General features: G+C 66.8%; 22 protein-coding genes. 15 read left to right on the top strand and 7 right to left on the bottom strand.

The window, feature by feature from the left end; genetic code table 11:
- Positions 1-96: 96 nt before the first annotated feature.
- From IG196_RS06675 to IG196_RS06620, 12 genes are all read left to right on the top strand, one after another.
- On the top strand, positions 97-1,188 hold the full coding sequence (locus IG196_RS06675) for a tartrate dehydrogenase (RefSeq protein WP_192195510.1): 1,092 nt from the start codon (positions 97-99) through the stop codon (positions 1,186-1,188).
- 209 nt (positions 1,189-1,397) lie between these two features.
- Positions 1,398-2,348, top strand: coding sequence for an ABC transporter permease (locus IG196_RS06670; protein WP_099795676.1), 951 nt, complete (start codon positions 1,398-1,400; stop codon positions 2,346-2,348).
- Complete coding sequence (locus IG196_RS06665; RefSeq protein ID WP_192195509.1) at positions 2,345-3,229, top strand: ABC transporter permease; 885 nt, start codon at positions 2,345-2,347, stop codon at positions 3,227-3,229. The genes IG196_RS06670 and IG196_RS06665 overlap by 4 nt, the downstream gene beginning before the upstream one ends.
- A gap of 6 nt (positions 3,230-3,235) precedes the next feature.
- Positions 3,236-4,228, top strand: a complete 993-nt coding sequence (locus tag IG196_RS06660) for an ABC transporter ATP-binding protein (RefSeq protein WP_192195508.1) — start codon at positions 3,236-3,238, stop codon at positions 4,226-4,228.
- Between the two features lie 8 nt (positions 4,229-4,236).
- Complete coding sequence (locus tag IG196_RS06655) at positions 4,237-5,052, top strand: ATP-binding cassette domain-containing protein (RefSeq protein ID WP_192195507.1); 816 nt, start codon at positions 4,237-4,239, stop codon at positions 5,050-5,052.
- Positions 5,053-5,106: 54 nt separating this feature from the next.
- Complete coding sequence (locus IG196_RS06650; protein ID WP_192195506.1) at positions 5,107-6,600, top strand: ABC transporter substrate-binding protein; 1,494 nt, start codon at positions 5,107-5,109, stop codon at positions 6,598-6,600.
- Between the two features lie 7 nt (positions 6,601-6,607).
- Entirely contained in the window at positions 6,608-8,008 is a 1,401-nt protein-coding gene (locus IG196_RS06645) for an amidase (RefSeq protein WP_192195505.1), read from the top strand.
- A 25-nt stretch (positions 8,009-8,033) separates the two neighbouring features.
- Positions 8,034-9,482 carry an aldehyde dehydrogenase family protein gene (locus tag IG196_RS06640; RefSeq protein WP_192195504.1) on the top strand — a complete coding sequence of 483 codons (1,449 nt, stop codon included), beginning with the start codon at positions 8,034-8,036 and terminating at the stop codon, positions 9,480-9,482.
- 9 nt (positions 9,483-9,491) lie between these two features.
- Positions 9,492-10,391, top strand: a complete 900-nt coding sequence (locus IG196_RS06635; protein WP_192195503.1) for an NAD(P)-dependent oxidoreductase — start codon at positions 9,492-9,494, stop codon at positions 10,389-10,391.
- Between the two features lie 135 nt (positions 10,392-10,526).
- The gene (gene arr, locus IG196_RS06630) at positions 10,527-10,922 is read left to right on the top strand and encodes an NAD(+)--rifampin ADP-ribosyltransferase (protein WP_192195502.1); all 396 of its coding nucleotides are present in this window, start codon (positions 10,527-10,529) and stop codon (positions 10,920-10,922) included.
- On the top strand, positions 10,919-11,233 hold the full coding sequence (locus IG196_RS06625) for a hypothetical protein (RefSeq protein ID WP_192195501.1): 315 nt from the start codon (positions 10,919-10,921) through the stop codon (positions 11,231-11,233). Before arr ends, IG196_RS06625 begins: the two co-directional genes overlap by 4 nt.
- Before the next feature lie 33 nt (positions 11,234-11,266).
- Complete coding sequence (locus IG196_RS06620; RefSeq protein WP_192195500.1) at positions 11,267-11,710, top strand: hypothetical protein; 444 nt, start codon at positions 11,267-11,269, stop codon at positions 11,708-11,710.
- Positions 11,711-11,734: 24 nt separating this feature from the next.
- Here IG196_RS06620 and IG196_RS06615 read toward each other — a convergent pair whose 3' ends face one another.
- Positions 11,735-12,130 carry a hypothetical protein gene (locus IG196_RS06615; protein WP_101492727.1) on the bottom strand — a complete coding sequence of 132 codons (396 nt, stop codon included), beginning with the start codon at positions 12,128-12,130 and terminating at the stop codon, positions 11,735-11,737.
- A 469-nt stretch (positions 12,131-12,599) separates the two neighbouring features.
- Entirely contained in the window at positions 12,600-13,310 is a 711-nt protein-coding gene (gene pyrF / locus IG196_RS06610; RefSeq protein ID WP_192195499.1) for an orotidine-5'-phosphate decarboxylase, read from the bottom strand.
- 137 nt (positions 13,311-13,447) lie between these two features.
- Here pyrF and IG196_RS06605 point away from each other — a divergent pair, with 137 nt between their 5' ends.
- Positions 13,448-13,870, top strand: coding sequence for an ester cyclase (locus IG196_RS06605; protein ID WP_192195498.1), 423 nt, complete (start codon positions 13,448-13,450; stop codon positions 13,868-13,870).
- A 146-nt stretch (positions 13,871-14,016) separates the two neighbouring features.
- Here the strand turns inward: IG196_RS06605 and IG196_RS06600 are convergent, their stop codons facing one another.
- Complete coding sequence (locus IG196_RS06600) at positions 14,017-14,874, bottom strand: LysR family transcriptional regulator (RefSeq protein WP_192195497.1); 858 nt, start codon at positions 14,872-14,874, stop codon at positions 14,017-14,019.
- An 83-nt stretch (positions 14,875-14,957) separates the two neighbouring features.
- Between IG196_RS06600 and IG196_RS06595 the strand changes: the two genes are divergently transcribed.
- Both IG196_RS06595 and IG196_RS06590 read left to right on the top strand, forming a co-directional pair.
- On the top strand, positions 14,958-15,335 hold the full coding sequence (locus tag IG196_RS06595; RefSeq protein WP_192195496.1) for a tautomerase family protein: 378 nt from the start codon (positions 14,958-14,960) through the stop codon (positions 15,333-15,335).
- A 134-nt stretch (positions 15,336-15,469) separates the two neighbouring features.
- Positions 15,470-17,107: an alpha-amylase family glycosyl hydrolase gene (locus tag IG196_RS06590; RefSeq protein ID WP_192196930.1), complete on the top strand. Its 1,638-nt coding sequence runs from the start codon at positions 15,470-15,472 to the stop codon at positions 17,105-17,107.
- Between the two features lie 4 nt (positions 17,108-17,111).
- On the opposite strand, the gene IG196_RS06585 is transcribed toward IG196_RS06590, so the two are convergent.
- Genes IG196_RS06585 through IG196_RS06570 form a run of 4 tightly spaced genes read right to left on the bottom strand, consistent with a single transcriptional unit; the run spans position 17,112 to position 23,846 of the window.
- Positions 17,112-19,358, bottom strand: coding sequence for a CocE/NonD family hydrolase (locus IG196_RS06585; protein WP_225616942.1), 2,247 nt, complete (start codon positions 19,356-19,358; stop codon positions 17,112-17,114).
- Between the two features lie 41 nt (positions 19,359-19,399).
- A complete protein-coding gene (locus IG196_RS06580) occupies positions 19,400-21,214 on the bottom strand; it encodes an ABC transporter ATP-binding protein/permease (protein ID WP_225616941.1) in 1,815 nt (604 codons plus the stop codon).
- Complete coding sequence (locus tag IG196_RS06575; RefSeq protein ID WP_192195494.1) at positions 21,157-22,554, bottom strand: glycoside hydrolase family 15 protein; 1,398 nt, start codon at positions 22,552-22,554, stop codon at positions 21,157-21,159. The genes IG196_RS06580 and IG196_RS06575 overlap by 58 nt, the downstream gene beginning before the upstream one ends.
- On the bottom strand, positions 22,551-23,846 hold the full coding sequence (locus IG196_RS06570; protein ID WP_192195493.1) for a glucoamylase family protein: 1,296 nt from the start codon (positions 23,844-23,846) through the stop codon (positions 22,551-22,553). The genes IG196_RS06575 and IG196_RS06570 overlap by 4 nt, the downstream gene beginning before the upstream one ends.
- Positions 23,847-23,973 lie beyond the last annotated feature (127 nt).

Genomic DNA, 23,973 nt, shown 5'->3' with positions numbered 1-23,973 from the left:
CATCACGCGCACCCCACCCGCTCCTAGAATTTTTTGACGGCCCGGTGTCACAAGCGTCGGCGCTTTTTCGAAACGGTTCAGGAACAGGTTGAGTCAATGCAGCAGAAGCAAAAGCACAGGATTGCCGTCATTCCCGGAGACGGCATCGGCGTCGAAGTCATGCCCGAGGGCCTTCGGGTGCTCGACGCGGTCGGTCGGCGCTTCGGCATCGATTTCGCGTACGACCATTTCGACTGGGGCTCCGACCACTACGTGCGCACCGGCCTGATGATGCCGGCCGACTGGGCCGACAAGATCCAGGGCCACGACGCCATCTACTTCGGCGCCGTGGGCGACCCCGCCAAGGTGCCCGACCACATCGCCGTGTGGGGCCTGCTCATCAAGATCCGCCGCGACTTCGACCAGTACGTCAACCTGCGCCCCGTGCGCCTGATGCCCGGCGTGCCCGGCCCGCTGGCGCACCGCAAGCCCGGCGACATCGACTTCCTCGTCGTGCGCGAGAACACCGAAGGCGAATACACCTCGGTGGGCGGGCGCCTGTTCGAAGGCACGCCGCGCGAAATGGCGATCCAGGAAGCCGTGTTCACCCGCGTGGGCGTGGACCGCATCATCGACTACGCGTTCCAGCTCGCCAGCCGCCGCAAGCGCAAGAACCTGGTGGCCGCCACCAAGTCGAACGGCATCTCCATCACCATGCCCTACTGGGACGAGCGCCTGGCCGAGATCGCCACGCGCTACCCCGACGTGGCCACCAGCAAGTACCACATCGACATTTTGTGCGCGCACTTCGTGCAGCACCCCGACTGGTTCGACGTGGTCGTGGCCTCCAACCTGTTCGGCGACATCCTCTCCGACCTGGGCCCGGCCTGCACCGGCACCATCGGCATCGCGCCCTCGGCCAACCTGAACCCCGAACGCAAGTTCCCCTCGCTGTTCGAACCCGTGCACGGCTCGGCCCCTGACATCGCAGGCAAGGGCATCGCCAACCCCATCGGCCAGATCTGGTCGGCCGCACTGATGCTCGACCACCTGGGCAACGACGACCCCGTGTACGCACAGGCCTCGGCCGCCGTGCTCTCGGCGATCGAGACCGTGCTGAGCGAAGGTCCGCGCACGCGCGACATGGGCGGCACCGCCAACACGGTGGACGTGGGGCGTGCGATTGCCGAGTGCATCGCTTCGGCATGACGCCGCCCGGCCTTCCTTGTCGCAGGGAGCGCAAAGCACAGCGGTCGTTGATCGGCCGCACCCCAGCCGCGTGCCCCGTGCGCAGGGCACTGGGTGCTTCCCGCAGCGAAATTAAGGAGGAGCCGAAGGCGGGGGACATTCGCGGAGGGAAGTACCCGGTGTCCTGTGCACGCCCCCCGAACAGCAACGCCAACCGGAGTCACTGAACCATGGGCCTCTTCCTGCTCAAGCGCACCTTGACGCTCCTCGGCACGCTGATCGGCGCATCCGTCATCGTGTTCCTCGTGCTCGAAATCCTCCCGGGCAACGCTGCGCAGATGCTCATGGGCCCCGACGCCTCGCCCGATGCCGTCGCGGCCCTGGCCACCAAGCTCGGCCTGGACCAGCCCGCGTGGACCCGCTACTGGCACTGGATCGCCGGCATGCTCACCGGCAACCTCGGCGACAGCTACGCCTACAGCTCGCCCGTCATCGACCTGATCCTCGAACGCCTCGCCCTCACCGTGCCACTGGCCGTGATGGCGATGAGCCTGACCGTCGTCATCGCATTGCTCGTGGGCGTGACAGCCGCCGCACGCCACAACAAGCTCGGCGACGTCGGCCTCATGAGCATGGCGCAAGTCGGCATCGCCATTCCCAATTTCTGGTTCGCGATTCTGCTGATCCTTGTGTTCTCGGTGCAGCTGCAGTGGTTCTCCGCGGGCGGCTTCGAGGGCTGGGGTGAAGGCATCTTCGCGGGATTGAAATCGCTGCTGCTGCCGGCCTTGTCGCTCGCGGTGGTGCAGGCAGCGATCCTCGCGCGCATCACACGCTCGGCCGTGCTCGAGGTGATGCGCGAAGATTTTGTTCGCACCGCGCGCGCCAAGGGCGTGTCGCAGCGCATGGTGCTGTGGACCCATGTGCTGCGCAACGCAATGATCCCCGTCATCACCGTCATGGGCATGCAGTTCTCGGAGCTGCTGGCCGGCACCATCGTGGTGGAGAACGTGTTCTACCTGCCGGGCCTGGGCCGCCTCATCTTCCAGGCCATCAGCAACCGCGACCTCATCGTGGTGCGCAACTGCGTGATGCTGCTCGCGGCGATGGTCGTCATCGTGAACTTCGTGGTCGACGTGCTGTACGCCGTCATCGACCCGCGCATCAAGGCGAGCGACATATGAGCGCCATCCTCTCCCCTTCCGTGCCCGCGTCTGCTGCGCCCCTCGCGCCCGGCTTCTGGCGCCGCGCGGTCAAGCACCGCAGCTTCGTCATCGGCGGCGTGTTCGCGCTGCTGCTGTTGCTGGCCGCCTTGATCTCCTTCGTCTGGACGCCCTGGTCGCCGTATGCCATGGACATGGCGAACAAGATGCAAGGCCCTTCGGCCACGCACTGGCTCGGCACCGATGCCTTCGGGCGCGACGTGGCTTCGCTGCTGCTGGTGGGCGCACGCGCGTCCATCCTCGTGGGCGTGATCGCCGTGGGCATCGGCCTCGTCGTCGGCACCGCACTGGGCCTGCTCGCTGCTGCGAGGCGCGGCTGGGTCGAAGAGGCGGTGATGCGCCTGTCGGACTTCACGCTCGCCTTCCCCGCGATCCTCTCGGCCATCATGATGACCGCCGTGTTCGGCGCAGGCATCGTCAACGCGATCGTCGCGATCGGCATCTACAACATCCCGACCTTCGCGCGCATCACGCGCGCTTCGGCCAACGCCATCTGGTCGCGCGAGTACGTCGCCGCGGCGCGCGCCTGCGGCAAGGGATCGTTCGCGATCACGATGCAGCACGTGCTGCCCAACATCTCGGCCGTGCTGATCGTGCAGATCACCATCCGCTTCGCCATCGCCATCCTGGCCGAGGCCGCCCTCTCCTACCTCGGCCTCGGCACGCAGCCACCGCAACCCTCGTGGGGTCGCATGCTCAGCGAAGCCCAGACCCTCATGTTCCAGCAGCCGCTGCTGGCGGTGTTCCCAGGCATGGCCATCGCCTTCGCGGTGCTCGGCCTCAACCTGCTGGGCGACGGTCTGCGCGACCTGCTCGATCCGCGCCTGGCCCGCGCAAGGTAGACCGCCATGCCCCTTCTCGAAGTCAACGACCTCCACATCGGCCTGCAGACGCAGCGCGGCCCGGCCGAAGCCGTGCGCGGCATTTCCTTCTCGCTGGAGCGCGGCGAAACGCTGGGCATCGTCGGCGAGTCGGGCTGCGGCAAGTCGATCACCGTGATGTCGCTCATGGGCCTGCTGCCCTCCACCGCCAAGGTCACGGGCAGCATCAAGCTCGACGGCCAGGAACTCGTCGGCTTGCCCGAAAAGCAGCTGTGCCAGCTGCGCGGCAACCGCATCGGCATGATCTTCCAGGAGCCGATGACAGCCCTGAATCCGGTGCACACCATCGCGCGCCAGGTCGGCGAGCCGCTGATGCTGCACCGCGGCTTCACCAAGGCGCAGGCACGCAAGGAAGCATTGAGCCTGCTCGACCGCGTCGGCATTCCCGACGCCGCCTCGCGCCTCGACGCGTATCCACACCAGTTTTCCGGCGGACAGCGACAGCGCATCGGCATCGCCATGGCACTGGCCTGCGGGCCCGACCTGCTGATCGCCGACGAGCCCACCACCGCGCTCGACGTGACGATCCAGAAGCAGGTGCTCGACCTGATCCAGAGCCTGGTCAAGGAGATGGGCATGGCGCTGATCCTCATCTCGCACGACCTCGGAGTGATCGCCAGCAGCGTGCAGCGCATGCTCGTGATGTACGGCGGCAGCGCGGTGGAAAGCGGTCCGACCGACGCGGTCTTTGCCGACCGCGCCCACCCCTACACACGCGGCCTGTTCGCGGCGCGCCCCGCGCTCGGCGCCGTGCGCGCGGGCCGGCTGCCCACCATCCGCGGCAGCGTGCCCGAGCTGGTCGACATTCCCAGAGGCTGCGGCTTCGCGGGCCGCTGCGACTTCACCACGGACGCCTGCCACACCACGAAGCCGCCGGTGGCCCGCCAACCCAACGGCCATGCAGTGAGCTGCCTGCACCTCGACGCCGTCGCCGCGCACGCCACGCTGGCCGCCGCATGAGCACCCCGATGACTTCGACGCCCCCTTCTTCGCCCCCGCTGCTGCAGGTGACCGACCTCGTGCGGCACTACGCATTGCCGCGCGAAAAGCTCTTCGGCCCACCGCCCACCGTGAAGGCGCTCAACGGCGTGAGCTTCGAGGTGCAGGCCGGCAAGAGCCTGGGCATCGTCGGTGAATCGGGCTCGGGCAAGTCGACCATCGCACGCCTCGTGATGGCGCTGGACACGCCGACCTCGGGCAGCGTCGCGCTCGAAGGCCGCAACCTGCACACGCTCTCGAAGACCGACCTGCGCACCGCGCGGCGCGACTTCCAGATGGTGTTCCAGGACCCGTACGGCTCGCTCGATCCGCGCCAGACCGTCGCGCGCATCGTCGCCGAGCCGCTCGAAGCGCTGGCCGAAACGCGCCGTGCCGAGCAGCGCGAACGCGCCGCCGAAGCGCTCGCGGCTGTCGGCCTTCGCACCACCGACCTGGACAAGTACCCGCACGAGTTCTCGGGCGGACAGCGCCAGCGCATCGCGATTGCACGTGCGCTCATCACGCGCCCCAAGCTCATCGTGGCCGACGAACCGGTGAGCGCACTCGACGTGTCCGTGCAGGCCCAGGTGCTCAACCTCATGCAGGACCTGCAGCAGCAGTTCGGCATCAGCTACCTGCTCATCAGCCACGACCTCGCGGTGGTCAACCACCTGTGCGACGACGTGTGCGTGGTGTTCAAGGGCCAGATCGTGGAACGCGGCGAGCCCGCCGAACTTTTTGCCCACGCGCAACACCCATACACACGCACCTTGCTGTCGGCCGTGCTGCACACGCCGTCCCGATAGGCCCGATCGGTCTGAACCGATCGCCCTGCTTTTGTCTTCCAGGAGAACCACAGAATGTTGAAGCGTCGCACCCTCATGGGCACCGCCATCGCCGCCGCGATCCCCGGCGCCTTTCCGCTGTTCGCGCAGGCCCAGACCGGCAAGAACATGCTGACCATCGGCATGCCGCTGGAACCGCCGGGCCTCGACCCGACGACCGCCGCCGCCTCGGCCATTGCCGAGATCGCGCACTACAACATCTTCGAGACGCTGACCAAGATCAACGCCGACGGCAGCGTCACGCCGCTGCTGGCCGAGAGCTGGACCGCGTCGCCCGACCTCAAGACCCACACCTTCAAGCTGCGCAAGGGCGTGAAGTTCGAAAACGGCGAGGCCTTCGATGCGGCTGCCGTCAAGTTCAGCTTCGAGCGCGCCGCCGGCGACAAGAGCACCAACAAGGACAAGCGCTTCTTCAGCGAGATCAGCCTGAAGACGCCCGACGCCGACACCGTGGTCATCAGCACCGCGCAGCCCAACCCCGACCTGCTGTTCATGCTCGGCCAGGCCACCGCCTGCATCGTCGAGCCCAAGAGCGCCGACACCAACGCCACCAAGCCCGTGGGCACCGGCCCCTACAAGCTCGACAGCTGGCAGCGCGGCTCGGCGTGCGCGCTGGTCAAGTCGCCGACGTACCGCAATCCGGCGCTGGCCAAGGTCAACAAGTTCGTCTTCAAGTTCATGTCCGACTCGGCCGCACAGACCGCGGCGCTGATGGCCGGCGACATCGACATCTTCCCGCGCGCCGGCACGCGCAGCGTGGGCCAGTTCCGCGCCAACCCGCGCTTCCGCGTGCTCGAAGTGGGCACGCGCAGCAAGGTGATCCTGGCGATCAACAACAAGCGCAAGCCGCTGGACGACGTGCGCGTGCGCCGCGCCATCCTGGCCGCGGTGGACCGCAACGTGGTGATCCAGGGCGCGGCCGACGGCTTCGGCAAGGCCATCGGCAGCCACTACCCGATCGGCGCGCCGGGCTATGTCGACACCACCGCCATCAACCCCTTCGACATCGCCAAGGCGAAGAAGCTGCTGGCCGACGCGGGCGTGAAGACGCCGCTCGAACTGCGCATGACGCTGCCACCGCCTTCGTACGCACGCCAGGGCGGCGAGGTGATCGCGGCCCAGCTCGCGGCCATCGGCATCAACGTGAAGATCCAGAACGTCGAATGGGCGCAATGGCTCAGCGGCACCTTCGGTGGCGGGCACGACTTCGACCTGAGCATCGTTGCGCACGTCGAACCCTTCGACCTCGTGAAGTACACCGAGCCCGACTACTACTGGGGCTACGACTCGAAGAAATTCCGCGACCTGTACGCCTCGGTGCAGAGCGAGCCTGACGAGAAGAAGCGCAACGCGCTGCTCGGCGAGGCGCAGAAGATGCTCGCGAACGACGCCGTCAACGGCTTCCTGTTCCAGGCCGTGTTCCCCACGGTCGCTCGCAAGGAAGTGAAGGGCCTGTGGCCGAACATGCCGATCGTCGCGAACGACCTGGCTGCGATTTCGTGGGGTTGATGCAGCCATGACGAAGCCTTTGTATGCCCTGGGCGTGCATGAACTGCACGCGGCCTACGCCGCCAAGGAACTCTCGCCGGTCGAGGTAACGCGCGCGGTCAACGAACGCATCGCGGCCTGCGAGCCGCAGCTGCGCGCCACCTGGCTGTTCCGCCCCGAGGCCGCGCTCGAACAGGCGCGCGCCTCCGAGGCGCGCTGGCTCGCCGGCACGCCGCGCGGCACGCTCGACGGCGTGCCCGTGACCATCAAGGAAAACCTCGCGACCGAGGGCGACCCGATGCCGCTGGGCACCGCCGCCTACGAACTCGTGCCGATGACCTACGACTCGCCCCCCGCCGCGCGCCTGAAGGCCGACGGCACGGTGATGGTCGCCAAGACCACGATGCCCGACCTGGGCATGCTGTCGTCGGGCCTGTCGAGCTTTCACGACCTCTCGCGCAACCCGTGGGACACCTCGCGCACGCCGGGCGGTTCCAGCGCGGGCGCCGGCGCGGCCGCCGCCGCAGGCTACGGCCCGCTGCACGTGGGCACCGACATCGGCGGCTCGCTGCGCCTGCCGGCCAGCTGGTGCGGCATCTTCACGCTCAAGCCCAGCTTCGGCCGCATTCCGCTGAGCTCGCCCTACATGGGGCGCTGCGCCGGCCCGATGACGCGCACCGTGGCCGACGCGGCGCTGATGATGGCCTCGGTCGCGCAGCCCGACGACCGCGACTATTCCGAGCTACCGGCACCGGGTATCGACTGGGCCGCCTTCGAGGTCGATCCGTCGTTCCTCAAGGGCAAGCGCGTGGCGCTGCACATGGACGCCGGCTGCGGCCTGCCGCTCGATCCGCAGATCGACCAAGCCATTCGCGATGCAGCAAAGCGCATCGAGGCCGCTGGCGCACACGTCGAAGAAATCCCGGCCTTCATGACGCCGCAGATGCTGGAGGGCATGGACCACTTCTGGCGCATGCGCTCCTGCCTCGACATGCAGGCCATGAGCGCCGAGCAGCGCGCGAAGATCCTGCCGTACATCCGCGAATGGGCCGAGAGCGCGGCCGGTTTCTCGGGTGCGCACGTGTTCGACGGCTACAGCCAGTTCGTCGCCACGCGCGCGGCCACGATCGCCGCCACCAAGGCGTACGACTTCGTGATCTCGCCGGTGTCGCCGAACATGCCCGCGCCCGCGGACCATGCCTCGCCCACCAACGACCCGATGCGGCCGCTGGAGCACATCGGCTTCACGGTGCCCTACAACATGTCGGAGCAGCCGGCAGCATCGGTCAACTGCGGCTACTCGGCCGAAGGCCTGCCTATCGGGCTGCAGGTGGCCGGTCGCCGCTTCGACGACCTGGGCGTGCTGCAGTTCAGCCGCGCCTTCGAGCAAATTCGCGACGCACAAAAACCCTGGCCGGAACCCAACTGATCCGCCACACGGAGACACACCTTCCATGAACGCCACCCACTACATCGACGGCCGCCGCGTGGCGTCCGAAGCCGACGCCACCATCGACGTGATCGACCCGAGCGACGGCCAGAAATTCGGCGAGATCGCACGCGGCACCGCCGCCGACATCGACGCCGCCGTGCGCGCTGCGCGCCAGGCCATGGGCGAGCACTTCGACGGCCCCTGGGGCTCCACCACCGCGCTCGAACGCGGCCGGCTGCTTGCCAAGCTCGGCGCCGCCGTGCTGCAGCACCACGAAGAGCTGGCCCAGCTCGAGGCGCGCGACACCGGCAAGGCGCTGCGCGTGGCGCGCAACGACGCGACCGCGCTGGCGCGCTACTTCGAGTACTACGCCGGCGCCTGCGACAAACTGCACGGCGACACCCTGCCCTACGAGCGCGGCTACACCGTGCTGACCGTGCGCATTCCGCACGGCGTGACGGGCCACATCATTCCCTGGAACTACCCGATGCAGATCGCGGGCCGCAGCGTGGGCGCCTCGCTCGCCGCGGGCAACGCCTGCGTGGTCAAGCCGGCCGAAGACGCGAGCCTGTCGCTGCTGCGCCTGGCCGAAATCGCGACCGAAGTCGGCTTTCCGGCCGGTGCGCTCAACGTGGTGACGGGCTACGGCAAGGAAGCCGGCGCCGCGCTGTGCGCGCACCCGGGCATCGACCACATCTCGTTCACCGGCTCGACCATGACCGGCCGCAGCGTCGGCCTGGCCGCGGCCGAGCGCCACTGCCCGGTGACGCTGGAGCTGGGCGGCAAGTCGCCGCAGATCGTGTTCGCCGACGCCGACCTCGACGCGGCCGAGCCCGTGCTGCTCAACGCCATCATCCAGAACGCCGGCCAGACCTGCTCCGCGGGCAGCCGCGTGCTGGTCGAGCAATCGATCTACGAGGAAGTGGTGCAACGCCTCGCGAAACGCTTCACGGCCGTGCGCGCGGGCACGCCCGCCGAAGACCTCGACATGGGCCCGCTCATCAACGAAAAGCAGTTCCGCCAGGTGCGCGACATGGTCGCGACCGCCGAGGCAAGCGGCATGAAGGTGGCAGCGCGCGGCACGGTGTCGCCGCAGGCGCCGTCCACCGGCTACTACCAGGAGGCCGTGCTGTTCCGCGATGTGCCGCACGACAGCGACCTGGCCCAGCGCGAGGTCTTCGGCCCCGTGCTGGCCGTGATGCCCTTCGCCGACGAGGCCGAGGCGGTGCGCCTGGCCAACGGCACCGACTTCGGCCTCGTGGCCGGCGTGTGGACGCGCGACGGCGCGCGCCAGCTGCGCATGGCGCACAAGCTGCATTGCGGCCAGGTCTTCGTCAACAATTACGGCGCGGCGGGTGGTGTAGAACTGCCGTTCGGCGGCGTGAAATCGAGTGGCTTCGGCCGCGAGAAGGGCTTCGAGGCCCTGCTCGGCTTCACGACCCTCAAGACCATCGCCATCAAGCACGGATGAAGACAACCCATGACCACCACTGAACAACAGCAACAACAAACCTCGCGCAAAGTCGGCCTCGTCGGCGTCGGCCTCATGGGCCACGGCATCGCCAGCAACATCGTCAAGCACGGCCACCAGCTCACGGTGCTGGAGCACGCGGGCAACCAGCCGATCGACGACCTGCTGAAGGCCGGCGCCACCTCGGTGAAAGACGTGGCCTCGCTGGCCGCGCAAGTCGACGTGCTGATCCTGTGCGTCACCGGCACGCCGCAGGTCGAGGCCGTGATGCTCGGCGACCAGGGCGCACTGACCACCCTGCGCCCCGGCACCGTGGTGATCGACTGCTCCACCGCCGTGCCCGCCTCCACCGCCAAGGTGGCGCAGGCCGTGCACGCCAAGGGCGGCCGCTTCCTCGACACGCCGATGACCCGCACCGCCAAGGAGGCCGCCGAAGGCCGCCTGAACCTGCTGGTGGGCGGCGACGCCGAAGTGCTGGCCTCGTGCCTGCCGCTGCTGCGCTGCTTTGCCGAGAACGTCACGCACGTCGGCGATGTCGGCGCGGGCCATGCGATGAAGCTGCTGCACAACTTCGTGTCGCTGGGCACCGTGGCGCTGCTGTGCGAGGCCGCGGCGTGCGCGCAACGCGCCGGTGTGAAGCCCGAGGTGTTCGTGGACGTGCTCGCCAAGGGCGGCGGCAACGGCGTGGCGCTGGAACGCCTCAAGCCCAAGCTGCTGACGGGCAGCACCGATTCGCTGAAGTTCTCGATGGCGAATGCGAAGAAGGACCTGGGGTACTACAACGACATGGCGGAGCAGTCTTCTTCGAGCCATGGCATTGCGCAGGCTGTGGATGCGCTGCTGACGCAGGGTGTCGAGAAGTTCGGTGGCGATCGGATGGTGCTGGATCTGGTCGAAGCGCTGCGCTGAAGTTCTTCGGGGCGCCAGGCGGCAATTGCCGCCAGCCGCCCCACACACCAGAGGCACGATCCGGACGCTTTGCGCCACACCCCGCTCACTGGCTAAACTCCGCGGCTTTTCCTTTTCGCAAAGGAGCGACCCGCGATGGCTGTGTTGGACACCGGTCCCTACTTCCACGGAACGCGGGCGGACCTCCAGGTGGGCGACCTGCTCACCGCAGGCTTCCGCTCGAACTACGACGGCCGCGTCGTCATGAACCACATCTACTTCACCGCATGGCCCAAGGGCGCCGGGCTGGCGGCCGAAATAGCGAAGGGCGACGGTCGTGGCCGCGTCTACATCGTCGAACCCACGGGCGTGTTCGAGGACGACCCCAACGTCACCGACAAGAAGTTTCCAGGCAACCCCACGCGCTCGTACCGCAGCCGCGAGCCGCTTCGGATCGTCGGCGAGCTGGAGACATGGGAGCCGTTCGATGCGGCGTACATCCAGCAGCTGAGGGAGCGCATACGCGTTGGCATGGGGGAGATCATCAATTGAATCGCGCCCGCCATGCTGCGCCGGCGAACGCATCGCAGCGAACGCACAGTGTCCCCTTCCGTTTGATCGAGCAGGCATTCGGCCGCGATGAAGTTGATTCGGCCTGCGACGAGATTCTGGCCACTGCACGCACCGCTTGCAGCGCTCCGCGGCTAAGTTGCAGCTTCTCTTTTGAGTGCGAACACCCCAACCCGTGGTATCACGCCGTGGCTGTCGTCATCGAAGGCATGCAGGATCAAGAGTACGAGCAATTTTTGTTGGCACTCGCCAGGCTCGGCCTGGTCGAAGCGGCCCAGGGCGGCCGGCCGTAGTCGGCTAGAACCGTAGACACAGGAGGAAATGCAATGGGATTACTTTCCGATTTCTTCGTTGCGAGCGAAGAAGAAGCCACGCGCTACGCGGACAGGATGAGCGAGGACGATCAGGGCAAGGCCACTGCATCGCATGTGCGCCCGGCTGCATACAAGGGCCTCACCGACCTTGAAGTAGGCACTCTGTGGGCCATCCTGGAAGGGAAGGAATGGGATGCAGACCTGCACGAGTTGGAAAGCGACGAAGGTGGCGACGACGAAGGCGACTCCTGGCTCTTTCGGTTCCCAGATCGGCTGGTCCAGCTTCTTGCTCACGCCGAGCACTCGGCACTTGAGGCCGCATTGCATCAGTGGGCCGAAACCGAGGAGCTTCAGGTCGATGCGGACGAACTGCGACCTGTGGTGTTGGATCTTCAAAGACTCGCCAAGCAGGCGATTGCCGAACAGAAATCGGTGTATCTGTGGGGTAGCTTGTGAACACCTCCCGGGTCGCTCGCACCATCACTCGAACCGTATCTCAGCCACGGTCGGCGCATTCGGCTCCCTGGTCTTGGCGTTCGCAATGGCGCCGTCTTTTTCGTTCCTGAACCAGTAGCGGCACCCGGTTCGGGAAATCATCGTCACGCACATCGAGCCGTCGGCGTTGAGAACCCACTTGCCCGACGCCTTGCCGGGCCCGCTTTGATTGGCAAAGTCGACGCGGCCGTCCGAATAGAACTGCCAGCGCGAGACCATGCCGGTCGACAGATTGCTTGAAACGATGGGCTTGCCGATCAAGGTGGTCTCGATCTCGGCTTTGCTCAGAAACATGCGGCCATGGATGGGTGCGGGCTCCTCGGAAATGGCGGGCACGGCGGCAATGCACAGCAGCGTGCGGATGGCGTAGCGGGTGAACATGACATTCCCCTCTGACGTCGCGCAGTCGGCATGCGTTCAGCCGTGCGCGTGCGTCCAAGCGCTGGGTTGGCCTGTCGGTAACGCCCGATGGCGTTACATGGCATTAACTAAAAAGCGCTACTTTTCTGCGCGCCAGATCCGGCCGGTGTCCGCGAACGAGGCCTGCTTCTTCCTGCGCTCCACAGCCACGCCGGGAGGCGGTGGCCCGAGATCCAGACGCGGAAGGCGGCGTTCTTTTTCTGTGACGACACGACTTGTGCTCCGAGACCCCTCGGCAAGGTGACCGAAGGGCGTTGTGGGGTGGCCTGCGCGAACACCGTAGCAACGGCGCCGGCGACGGCGGAAGAGCACTGTGAAGGCAACTGTGCAGTTGCTTGTATGGCGCTGTGTCGTGCGTACGGCGCTTGTAAGCGGCCGGTTGATTTCCGCGCAGATGTGACCCACGTTTCCGCTGAAGCTCCTGGCCGCTTCAGCGTTGCGGGATGGCGGTGGCCAGCTCAGCGCGCACGGCCGCGAACACGGCGGCGGGATTCAAGGCACGCGATATGGGGCGGCCGATGACCACGTGCGTCGCGCCAGCCTCGATGGCCTGCGCGGGAGTCGCAGCTCGTGCGTGGTCATTCTGTTCGTTGCCTGAGAGCTGCGTGCCTGGCGTCACGACAAGGGCACCAGGTGGCAGGACCTCACGAAGCAGCCTCGCCTCCAACGGCGACGAGACGACGCCATGGCAACCGGCTGCGGCTGCAAGACGGCCCAGTCGCACGACCTGCTCCGGAACCGTCGAGGCGACGCCGACTTCTGCCAAGTCCTGGTCACTCATGCTGGTGATGACGGTGAGCGCAAGAATCTTCAGTCGAGGGAACTGGCTCGCGGCCTGAACTGCCGAGCGAAGCACGGCGGAACCGCCGGAGGCGTGCACAGTCACCATCGAAGCACCCAGATGTCCGGCTGCGGTGACCGCGCCAGCCACCGAGCTTGGAATTTCCAGCAGTTTGAGGTCCAGGAAAACACTTTTCCCTGCATCCACGAGCTCGCGGACGACCGAAGGTCCTGCCGCCGTCAGCAGCTGCAGGCCTACCTTGTAGAACGTCGTCGCTGCGCCCAGTTGCTTCACGAGGTTTGCCGCCAATGCGGCGGTAGGGAAGTCGAGCGAAACGATGATGCGGCTGTCCGTACTCATTGACTTGTCCTCGATGCTGGCGCCTCGGGCTCGCAGGAATAGCGAGAGTCGTGCGCGCTTTCATTCTTGATACTGCGCTCCGCTGAACGCAACCGATATCATGCGAAACCTCGACTCTGTACCCCCAGGGGAATATCGTGCTCGAACAGAACAAGGCAGTTGTGAAAGAGTTCCTCTACCGGGTACTCTCGCTCGGCGACATTGCCGCGACCGGCGACTACTTTCACACCGACATGGTGGAAGAGGCCCCGTTGCCAGGGCAAGGTCCTGGCCTTGCCGGCCTCAAGGAAACGTTGGTTGCGCTGCGACTGGCGTTTCCCGATATGCGCTGGGATGTTGAAGAGCAGATGGCAGAAGACAACCGGGTCCTGACGCGCTTTGTGTGGCACGGAACGCATCAGGGCGCATTCTTTGGAATTCCTCCTACGCAGAGGTCGGTCCATGTCTCGGGCATGGTCATCGACCGCTTCGAGGGAGCGAAGGTCAAATCCACTCGAATTCTCATGGACACGCTGGGTCTCATGCAGCAGCTCGGTGCGTTGCCGGGAAGTCCGACGTAATTTGGCGGGCCTTCATTTGTGGCCAATCAGAAGCGCTGGCTACAGTCGGCCATGACCAGACATTCGCGCAGTCGCCGCAGTGCACCAAGGCCATCGGACGTTCGGCCCGCCTCTTGTCATTTGCCTTGCTCAAACTGGCGAACGGCTTAGCTTCTCGCCACGCTCCTGAACGCCGCAGAAAGGGCGTCCACGGCATCGCGTGGTCGACCCTCCCGGACCCTGGAGTGCAGCAGAACAGGCAAGCGCGGCAAGTCGGGCAGACCGAGTTTGGTGCCCACGTCGACGCAGCCCAGGGGCAGCATGCGCGGTGCCAACGCCGCGACCCCCAGTCCGGCCATCACCGCCGCTGCGACGGCTGCGACGCCGCCCCCCACAAAAACCTCGGTCCACGGGATGCCGGCCGCATCCAGGAGCTGCCCCGCCAGCGCGCGCACCCCGCAGGGCTCCGCCATCGTGGCCAGCGGCAGTGGCTCACCCCCACGGTGCTGCCAGCCCGCCGCGGCGAACCAACCGAAGCGCTCCTCTGTCAGAAGCTCCCCGTCAGTGCGCCCGGCATGCAGCCGGACGATGACGGTATCGAGTTCCCGTCGGTCGAAGCTCTGGAGCAGATCGCCCGACGAGCCGATCCGAATGTCGATCAGCAGCTGCGCGTCTTGCGCGTTCATGCGGGCGATCAGCGCGGGCAACTCCGGTCCCGCCACGTGGTCGCTGATGCCGATGGTCAGTCGCTGGCGGGCGCTCGCAAAGGCCACCAGCGCGCGATCGTGGACCGCCAGGAGTTCTCGGGCATGCCCAAGGAAGGCGGCACCCCGCGCCGACAGCTCCACGTGCCGGGGGGTTCGCTCCAGAAGCCGGCAGCCCAACCTGTCTTCAAGACGTTTCAGTTTTTGGCTGATCCCTGCCTGCGTGGTCTGCATGACTTCGGCAGCGCGCGTGAAGCTGCCCAGTTCGGTGATGCGAACGAAGGCCTGAACAGCGTCGAGATCCAGCGGGCGATCAATCATGACGAAAGATTGTTATTGAGATAAGTATCAATAGCAAATCAGAATACATAACATCCGTTGTTCCCCCATGACCTGGAGTAGCGATGCCGATCATTCACATCTCAATGCGCGCGGGAAAGCCAGAGGCCTACCGGCAGGCGATCTTCGACAGCCTCTATCGCGCCCTACGTGACGCGTTGAACGTGCCGCAAGACGATCAGTTCATGACGATCACCGAGCACGACGCGGCCAACTTTCGATATGGAGGGGCCTTTGACGTCGCGCGCAGCGACGATCTCCTTTACGTCCAGATCACCGTCTTCAACACGCGTACCGCGCAGCAGAAGAAGGCACTGTTCCAGCGCATCGCGCAGTTGCTGGCCGAGAGTCCGGGGATACGTCCGGAGGATATTTTTGTGACCATCGCCGATGCCCCCAAAGAGAACTGGTCCGTCGGGCACGGGTTGGCGCAATTTGCCTGAGGAACGGCTGCTTTCGGCGGGCAGCGGGCGCGCTCATGACAGTGGCGCAACCGGTATTGACCACAGCGCAGTGATGCCCTGCAGACTTCATGGAGACAATGGACCCGATCGAAACCGACCATGAGGGGATCAAGATGTCAGGCGACGACTGGTGGAAGCGCGGAATCGTCTATCAGGTCTATCCGCGCTCGTTTCAGGACAGCAACGGCGATGGCATCGGAGACCTGGGCGGAATTCGCGCCCGGCTGGATCACCTGGTCTCGCTCGGCGTCGATGCCGTCTGGATCTCGCCGATCTATCCCTCGCCGATGGCCGACTTCGGCTACGACATCTCCGATTTTTGCGACATCGATCCGCGCTTCGGCACGCTGGACGGCTTCGATGCGCTGGTGCAGGAGGCGCACGCGAGAGGGCTCAAGCTCATCCTGGACTTCGTGCCCAACCACACGTCGGACCGGCATCCGTGGTTTGTGCGCAGCCGCAGCGCACGCGGCGATCCGCGACGCGACTGGTACATCTGGCGCGACCCGGCGCCGGACGGCGGGCCGCCCAACAACTGGCTCGGCAATTTCGGCGGCCCGGCCTGGACCCTCGATGCGACCACCGGCCAGTACTACGGCCATTCGTTCCTGAAGGAGCAGCCCGACCTCAACTGGCGCAACCCCGAAGTGCGGGCCGCGATGTACGAGGTGTTGCGCTTCTGGCTTCGGCGCGGCGTCGACGGATTCCGCGTCGACGTGCTCTCTCAGATCATCAAGGACGCGCAGTTCCGCGACAACCCGCCGAACCCCGACTTCGTCGAAGGCCAAGACCCGTTTTTTCGCTGGCTGATGCTCTACAACACCGACCTGCCGGAGGTGCAGCCGATCGTGGCCGAGATGCGCCGCGTGGTCGACGCATTCAGCGACACACGCTCGTCGCGCGTGCTGATCGGCGAGCTCTACCTGCCGCTCCCGCGCCTGGTCGCCTACTACGGACTCAACGCCGCAGGTGTGCTCGAAGGCGTGCAACTTCCCTTCAACTTCCAGCTGATCGCGACCGAGTGGCAGGCGGCGCGCATCGACCGCTTCGTGCGCGACTACGAAGCCGCCTTGCCCGCCGGCGCCCAGCCGAACTGGGTGCTGGGCAACCACGACAGATCCCGCATTGCGAGCCGCGTCGGGCCGCAGATGGCGCGGCTCGCGGCCATGCTGCTGCTCACGCTGCGCGGCACGCCGACGCTCTACTACGGCGACGAGATCGGCATGGCGGACGTCCCCATTCCCGTCGATGAAGTGCAGGACCCGTTCGAGAAGAACAAGCCCGGCATGGGCCTGGGGCGCGACCCGGAGCGAACACCGATGCAGTGGAGCGCAGCAGAGCACGCGGGCTTCACGACCGGTACGCCGTGGCTGCGCCTGGCAGCCGACTGGCCCACGAACCATGTGGAAGCGCAATCGCACGACGCGGGATCGATGCTGGCGCTCTACCGGCGCCTCATCGCATTGCGCCGCGCGCACCCTGCGCTGAACCGGGGCAACTACGAAGCGCTCGAAGCCGAGGGCGAGGTGCTCGCCTATGCGCGCAACGGCGAAGGACAGCGGCTGGTGGTGCTCCTCAACTTCGGCGCCACCCCGGCGCCGATTTCACCGGCGTTGATGCCGCGCCAGTCGATCGTGCTGGCATCGACCGATGCTGCGCGCGCCGAGTTCATCGAGGGGCCCCTGGTGCTGGCACCTTGCGAAGGTGTCGTCATCGGTGCCGTGAACGACAAAGGTCCGACGCCACGATGAGCCATCAAGACTTGCCGGTCTGGATCTCGACGTAGCTGCGCGCATGCCAGCGCACTCGGACGGGCCACTTCGCGTCGGCAATGGTTTCCGAATTCACGTCCTTGCCGCTGCCGTAGTTGATCTGCCGGTCGGGGCGCCTGTTGAGGCTGATCATCAGCACGATGCGACTGCCTGCCGCAAGCCTGCAAGCCGTCACGCGTTCGGCGGTGAACGCAAGCAACTGCCGCTCGCCGGCCCGAAGAAGCCGGCGACGCACGCGATGGCCTGCGTAGCTGGCGCGGAAGTCGTAGGGATCGAACAGCAGCTGGTATTCGCCGCTTGCCGTCTGTTCGTACAACGAGATGTTGAAGTCCACGTCCTGCCGCGAAGGCGTGATGTCGAACACGCCGCGCAGGCTGCCGACGATCTCGGTGTCCTCCGGCAGCGGATCACTGACAAAGCTGATGCTGTTGCGCGCCGGCAGTTGGTTCACGCGCAGCGTGTCCGGCCACGGAGTGCGCACGTCGCGTCGATCGGCGAGATCGACCGAGAGCCGCACGTTACCACCGCCTTCGGACGGCGACGGCAACAGGCGGTGCGGGTCGTCGCGCTCGCGGGTGTCGAGGTAGAAGCGCAGCCGGGTGCGCTGCGGCGCGTCCAGCGTCGGCGCATGGCGCCATTGGTCCGCGCCCATCACCTGGTAGTTGACGCGATCCATCAGCAGGGAAGGCTTGTTCGCGCCCTTCAGGATGTGGTCGAGCCATTGGTAGCGCAGCTCGGGCAGGTCGACGCGTGCGACGGGGTCGAGCGTGTAGCCGCGCAGCGTCGGCGCCGTGCCGCGCCGGATCGAAGCCGTGTCGTAGGGGCCGAGCAGCAGCGTCGTGTCGGCCTGCGGCCGGTTGCGACGATGCTCGTGGTGGAAGTAGAGCGCGCCGGCGTCGGCGCCGTAGTAGCCGGCGAAGCTGAGCACCGGGATGTCGATGCGCGCAAACTGCTCCGCCGACGGCAAGAACTTCTGCCAGTAGCGATCATGGCTCGGGTGCGTCAGCCAGGTCCGGATCAGCCTGCTGCGCTTGCCCAGCAAGACGCGGTCTATGTCCCAGTAGGGGCGATTGCCACGGTGCCAGCGCGCGTCGAGTGCCTGCCACACGGCGTCCGGGCTGGCGTCGGCGTCGACGCCAACCCGCAGGGGCTCGGCCGTCGCGTGCGCCTGCGCCCAGCGGACCATGGCGTTGCGGAAGATTTGTCCGGCCATCGGAAAGTCGATGCCCGGCGCCATCGGCGCGATCGTGGCGATGGCCTTGAGGGCAGCCGGTCTCCTGCGGGCGGCGGCCCAGGCCGCGTAGCCGGAGTAGCCGTCGCCGAGCATGGCGACGCGGCCGTCGCTCCACGCCTGCCGGGCAATCCAGTCGATGACGGCGGCGGCGTCTTCGCCGTCGCGAACGAACGGCCATACGGCGCCCTTGCCGTCGGGCGTGCGGCCGCGTACGTACGCCGTGACGCCGACGTAGCCTTTGGCGGCGCTGTGCTGTGCGTCGTCTTCGGCGGGGTCGAGCGTGAAGCGCAGCAGCGTCGGCAAGGCTGCGTTCGCGCGGCCGGGCCGGACCAGGCTGGCATGGATGACACCCCCGCGCACGGAAATCCTGACGTCAGCTTCCGCCACGTAGCGGTTGCGGTTTTCCGCCGCGAACAATTCGGGCAGCAGCGCACGGAAGCTGCGACGCGACTGGTACGACAGCCAGGTTCGCACGAGCGCCAGCGCATCGGCCTGGGGGAGGCTGCCCTTCGCGCGCCAGAGATCGAACGCCTGACGCAGCGGCTCCCTGTACACCGCCAGCGGGGTTTCGAGCCGCGCCATGATGGCCTGGGCTTGCGCGTTGTCGAGCGGCGACACCAGCTCGCGGAACGAGCGCGCATAGGTTTCGGCGAAGCCGAGGCGCTGGTCCACTTCGAGCATCCGCGCATGCGCATAGATGCCGTCGAGGATCGCACGCTCGACCAGCCCGTCGAACGGCTTGCCCTGGCGGCGACCGCGCAGGGCCGCGCTGCTGTCGTAGGCCGCACGGTAGGCGCCACTGACGATCTGCAGGGCGGTCAGGTTGGCCAGGAAGACATCGGTGTCCGCCTCCTGGTACACCGGCAAGATGCGCTCGGCCAGATCACGCATCAGGTCCGCCGCGGTGGCATCGTCAGGATCGCGCGGTGGCCGGAAGCCGAAATCCGCCGCCCAGGACCAGGTGGGCCACGCGGGCAGCGCAAGAACCAGCCGCATGAGGGCGCGACGCGCACGACTGACGGTTGACCCGGGGTGTCTCATGGTCGCGGCTCCTCGGGCACTGCGTTCGGCGCTTTGACCAGATGCACCACCTGCGTGAACAGCCGGTCGTGCGCCTCGCCGGCCGAGCCTATGTGGATGATCCCCGTCTGCGTGAGCTTGCCCAGCAGGTTGATGATGAGTTCGAGCGTGTCGTCGTCGAATGCGCCGAAGGCCTCGTCCATCACCAGCCAGGGCGGTGCCTGCAGCACCACGCGGGCGAAGCCCAGCCGCAACTGCTCGTCCATGCTGAGCTCGCTTTCCCAGCGACCCGTCTTGTTCAGCAATGGTTCCAGACGCTGGAGGCCCACGCTCGCCAGTGCGGCCACCATGGCTTCTCTCGGGTAGGTCGACGGCTCCATCGCATACGACAGCACTTCGGCCAGCGTGCCGCGGGGAATGTAGGGCGTGCCGCGCGGCATGTAGTGGATCGTCTCGCCGACGGGCCGGCGCACGGTGCCGCAGCCCCAGGGCCAGAGGCCCGCGAGCGCCCGGAACAGCAAGGTCTTCTCGGTGCCCGGTGTGCCGAGGATCAAGACGCGCTGACCGCGGTGCACGACCAGACTCGGGACATCCAGCCGATCGTGGCCGGTCCAGGAGCGAACCTCGAGCGCTTCGATCGCAAGCGCCCCGGCATCGCCCTCCTCGTAGGCGATGCGGCTGCCGCCTGCCTGTGCCTCCAGATCAGAGGCCAGCATCCGGCGCAGGTCGGTGACACGCAGCAGCGTGGCGCGCCAGTCGGCAATGATGCTGAAGTTGTCGACGAACCAGCGCAGCGACGACTGCGCCTGCGTGAAGGCCGCGGCAGCCATCATCAAGCCACCGAACGAAACCTTCCCCGAGAAGTAGAGGGGGGCGGCCACCAGCGTCGGCGCGATGATGGTGACCCAGCCGAAGCCCGCGGTGACCCAGGTCAGGTTGGTCAGCCCGAGCACCACACGCGACGTGGCGCGCAGGACGTCGCCGAAATGCATGGCGACGCGACGCTTCTCGTCGGCCTCGCCGCCCGCCAGGGAGATGCCGTCGAGATGCTCGTTGATGCGCGTCAGCGAGAAGCGCAATTCGCCTTCACGTGCATAGCGCTCGGCGTTGCGCGAGATCAGGCCGCTGCCGACCCAGTAGGTGAGCAGCGAGCCGGCGATCGCATAGACAATCGCCGCCCACAACATGAAGCCTGGCAACACGTGGTCCTTGCCGTCGAAGAAGAGGCTGAAGTCCTTGGAGATGACCCACAGCACGCTCGCAAAGCTGCCGAACAGCATCGTGGCCTGCAGCAGGCCCACGCCGAGGGTGACCGACAGATCGCACAGCTTCAGCGTGTCGTCGTGCATGCGCTGATCCGGATGGGCCCCCATCGGGCCGCTGGCCTGCAGCCAGAACGCCCGGCGCGGCTGCAGCCACAGCCCCACGACGTCATTGACCACGGCCTCGCGCAGCTTCAACTGCAAGGTTTCGCCCAGCCACCTCTGCGCGACGTTCAAGACCAGCAGCACGCCCGCAATGACCGCGAAGACGCCGACCTGCACGACGAATTCGCTCAGGTCGCGGCGCGAGATCGCATCGTAGAACGGCTTGTTCCAGCTGTTGAGCTCGATCTGCCCATACGCCGTGAGCGCGACGACCACGACGATCGCGGCCATCAGCGCGACAAGCGTTTTCGCGACCGGGGACACGCGCAAGGCACCGAGCAACTCGCTGGCCTGACGGAAGACACCCGCCTTTGCAACCGGCTCGACGCGGGTCTCCGGCCTCGTGCTCATCGCCCTCGCGGCGCCTGACAGGCGGCACCCGCGATGCGGCGCGCCGAGGCACACGAAATGAATGCGGCGTGGCTCCAGGCCAGTTGCTTGGCCGAGGTCTGCGCGCCGCTGCGCTGGTCGAACTGTTCCGACAGATCGCCGCTGTCCGGCGTGTACGCGCGCACGGTGGCGAGGTAGGCATCACCGCGTTCGAGCCACTGGCGTGCATCGCCGCCCATCGCCGCGGCGCGGAAACAGAACTCGGCGGCGCCGAGCGTCGAGAAGTAGTACGCGCCGCCCGAGCAATACACGTCGCCCGCGTACCGCCCCATCGCCGCGCCACGGCCTGCTGCACGGCCGTGGTTGATGGGATAGGCCGCATCGAAGAGCGCATCGAGTCGCGCCAGCGTGGCCTGCATGCGCGGATCGGCCGGTCCATGGGCAGCCTCGGTGCCGAGGCTGTGGATTGCCGAGAGGATCACCGCGATGTCCAGCGCCTTCGGACTGGGCCGGTCGTCCGCCAGCACGCGTGAACGGTAATAGCCGCGCGTCGCGTCGCGATCATCTTGCTCGTCTCGTTCATCTACCCAGTAGTCGTCGAGCAGGCGCAGCACGGCCTGCGATTCCTCCCGGCAGCGCTGCGCCTGCGTCGTGTCGCCCAGGCCCTCCAGCCATGCCGCGCCTTCGGCCAGCGCGGCCCCCGCGACGCGCAGCGTGTAGTAGTGATGGCCGCTTTCCTCCTCCCAGATGTCATACGACGGCTCGCGCCAGTGACGCAGCGTGAAGTCGATGTCGAAGCGGATCAACGGCGTGACTTCCGCCAGCAGGGCCGCGTCGAGGTGCCCTGCGGCCGCCCAGCGCAGCAGCGACAGCGCGCGCAATGGCGGCCCGTCGTGCTGGGGGCGCGCCCACCGGAGGGTGTCGAGCGTGCCGTCGGGGTTCACCCGCGTCTCGGCAACGACCGCATCGCCGTGGATGCGCGCGAGGTCATGGTCCTCGCGCAGGTACTGCAGGAGTTCGGGAGCCACGCGCGCTCTGCGGCCCTGCACCGCGGCAACTGCGCGGCCATCGAGTCCATTCAAGGCAAGGCTGAAGCGGGTGAAATCGCGCAGATGCTGCAGGGCTTCGTCGCCGATGCGTCGCTCCACGTAGAGCAGGCGCAGTGCATCGATGACGACCGCAGAGTCGCGGAACCAATGAAAGAAGTAGTCCGGGTCCGGGTCGTAATTGCCAAGCACCGGCGAGGCGACGACAGCGCCGACCAGCGGCCGTAGGGTCTGACCGAAGCCCGGGCGATGCTTGACGAGCGACACCGGCGAGATGCTGGCCAGCATCGCGCTCGCCGAATGGGACAGCTGCCTTTCGAGCCATGGCTCGAAAGCCGGGTCTTGCTGGCTCGCCACGCTGAAGGTCACGGTGCGGGCGACCCGAGATGCGGGCTGCTGAAGTCCAGGCGGCGCAGCCCGGCCTGCACTTCGGGCACGCTCATGAACAGTTTCCACAGAAGGCCCGTGCGATGGTTCTCCATCATCACGACGATCGGGCCCTGGTCAATGGCAAGGTAGGTGTCCGCGAACCAGCCGCGCGCCTCGCAGAAGGCATCGACGAAGCCATAGTCCCTCCACACCCGCTCGCCATGCACGGTGAGGAAATGCCGCAGCACCCGCATCACCTCGGCGGGCGCATACGGCAGGCTGGCCAGCGCGGCCGTCGGCGAGATGGTGCCGTTGTCATTGCTCGGGTCGTGCGCGAGATAGCCGTCGGGGTCGTCGCTCGCGGTCAGGCCCCAGCACGATTCGCCGTAGCCCGGAAAGCCCCGGGGATTGGCAACGCAGTGGGCACGGTTGATCTGCACGTGGCGGCTGTTGAGATCCCAGTAGTCGGCGTAGCGGTCCTTCAGGCCGCGCGGATCGAGGCCGCAGAACGAGTAGTGCGTGAAGAACAGCGGGCCGGCGTACGGCATGCCCAGCGGGATCTCGATGCCGTAGTACGAACTGCCGTTGAGGAAACCGGGCCCCGCCGCGAAGCCGCGGTGGTACACCCGCGGATCGATCGCATGGTGCGGCGCGGCCGCGGCCAGCAGGTAGGTGATGAGGCACTCGTTCCAGCCGCGCACTTCATGGTTCATCGCCCAGCCGTGGTTCGGGCTCCAGTGCCAGTACAGCACGTCCCGACCGCCCTGGGTGAACCAGTTCCATTCGACCTCGTGCCACAGCGTGTCGATGTCGGCGCGCAACCGGCGCGCCATGGCCGTGTCGTCGTTGAAATACTGGCGCGCGCAGAGCAGGCCCATGCAGAGAAACGAGGTCTCGACCAGATCGCCCGCGTCGTCCTTGGGGCTCATCGGGATCGTCTCGCCGCTCGCTGCGTCCATGAAGTGGGGAAAGGCGCCGTGGTAGCGCCTGGCGCGAAAGAGGGCGTCCCGCATGCGGCCCAGGCGCTCCAGCGCGGCGTCCCGCGTGACCCAGCCGCGCTCCACCGCGACGATCAGGGCCATGATGCCGAAGCCCGTGCCGCCGATCGCGACCCTGTCGTCGGCCAGGTCCTCGCCCGTGGCGCCGACGAGCGTGCGGCGGTCGAGCGCCAGGCCGCTGTCGGCCTCCGCACCGTCCCAGAAATAACGGAAGGTCTGCCGCTGCACGGCGTCGATCAAGGCTTCATCGGACAGGGCAGCCAGTGCCCTCGGACTCTTGTCATCCTTCAACACGAATGGCTCCTTTCGTGGTTGTCCTGGCGTGTCACTTCTGGTTTCATCCAGTCATCGACGCCACGCGGCCGATGGCCTTCCCCCGCAGCATGCCATCATTAAGGCCCTTGGGTTCTATTCGAAATCC

The organism is Variovorax sp. 38R (assembly GCF_014843395.1).
Classification (GTDB): Bacteria; Pseudomonadota; Gammaproteobacteria; order Burkholderiales; family Burkholderiaceae_C; genus Variovorax; species Variovorax paradoxus_H.
This window is presented reverse-complemented; position numbering and strand designations above follow the sequence as displayed.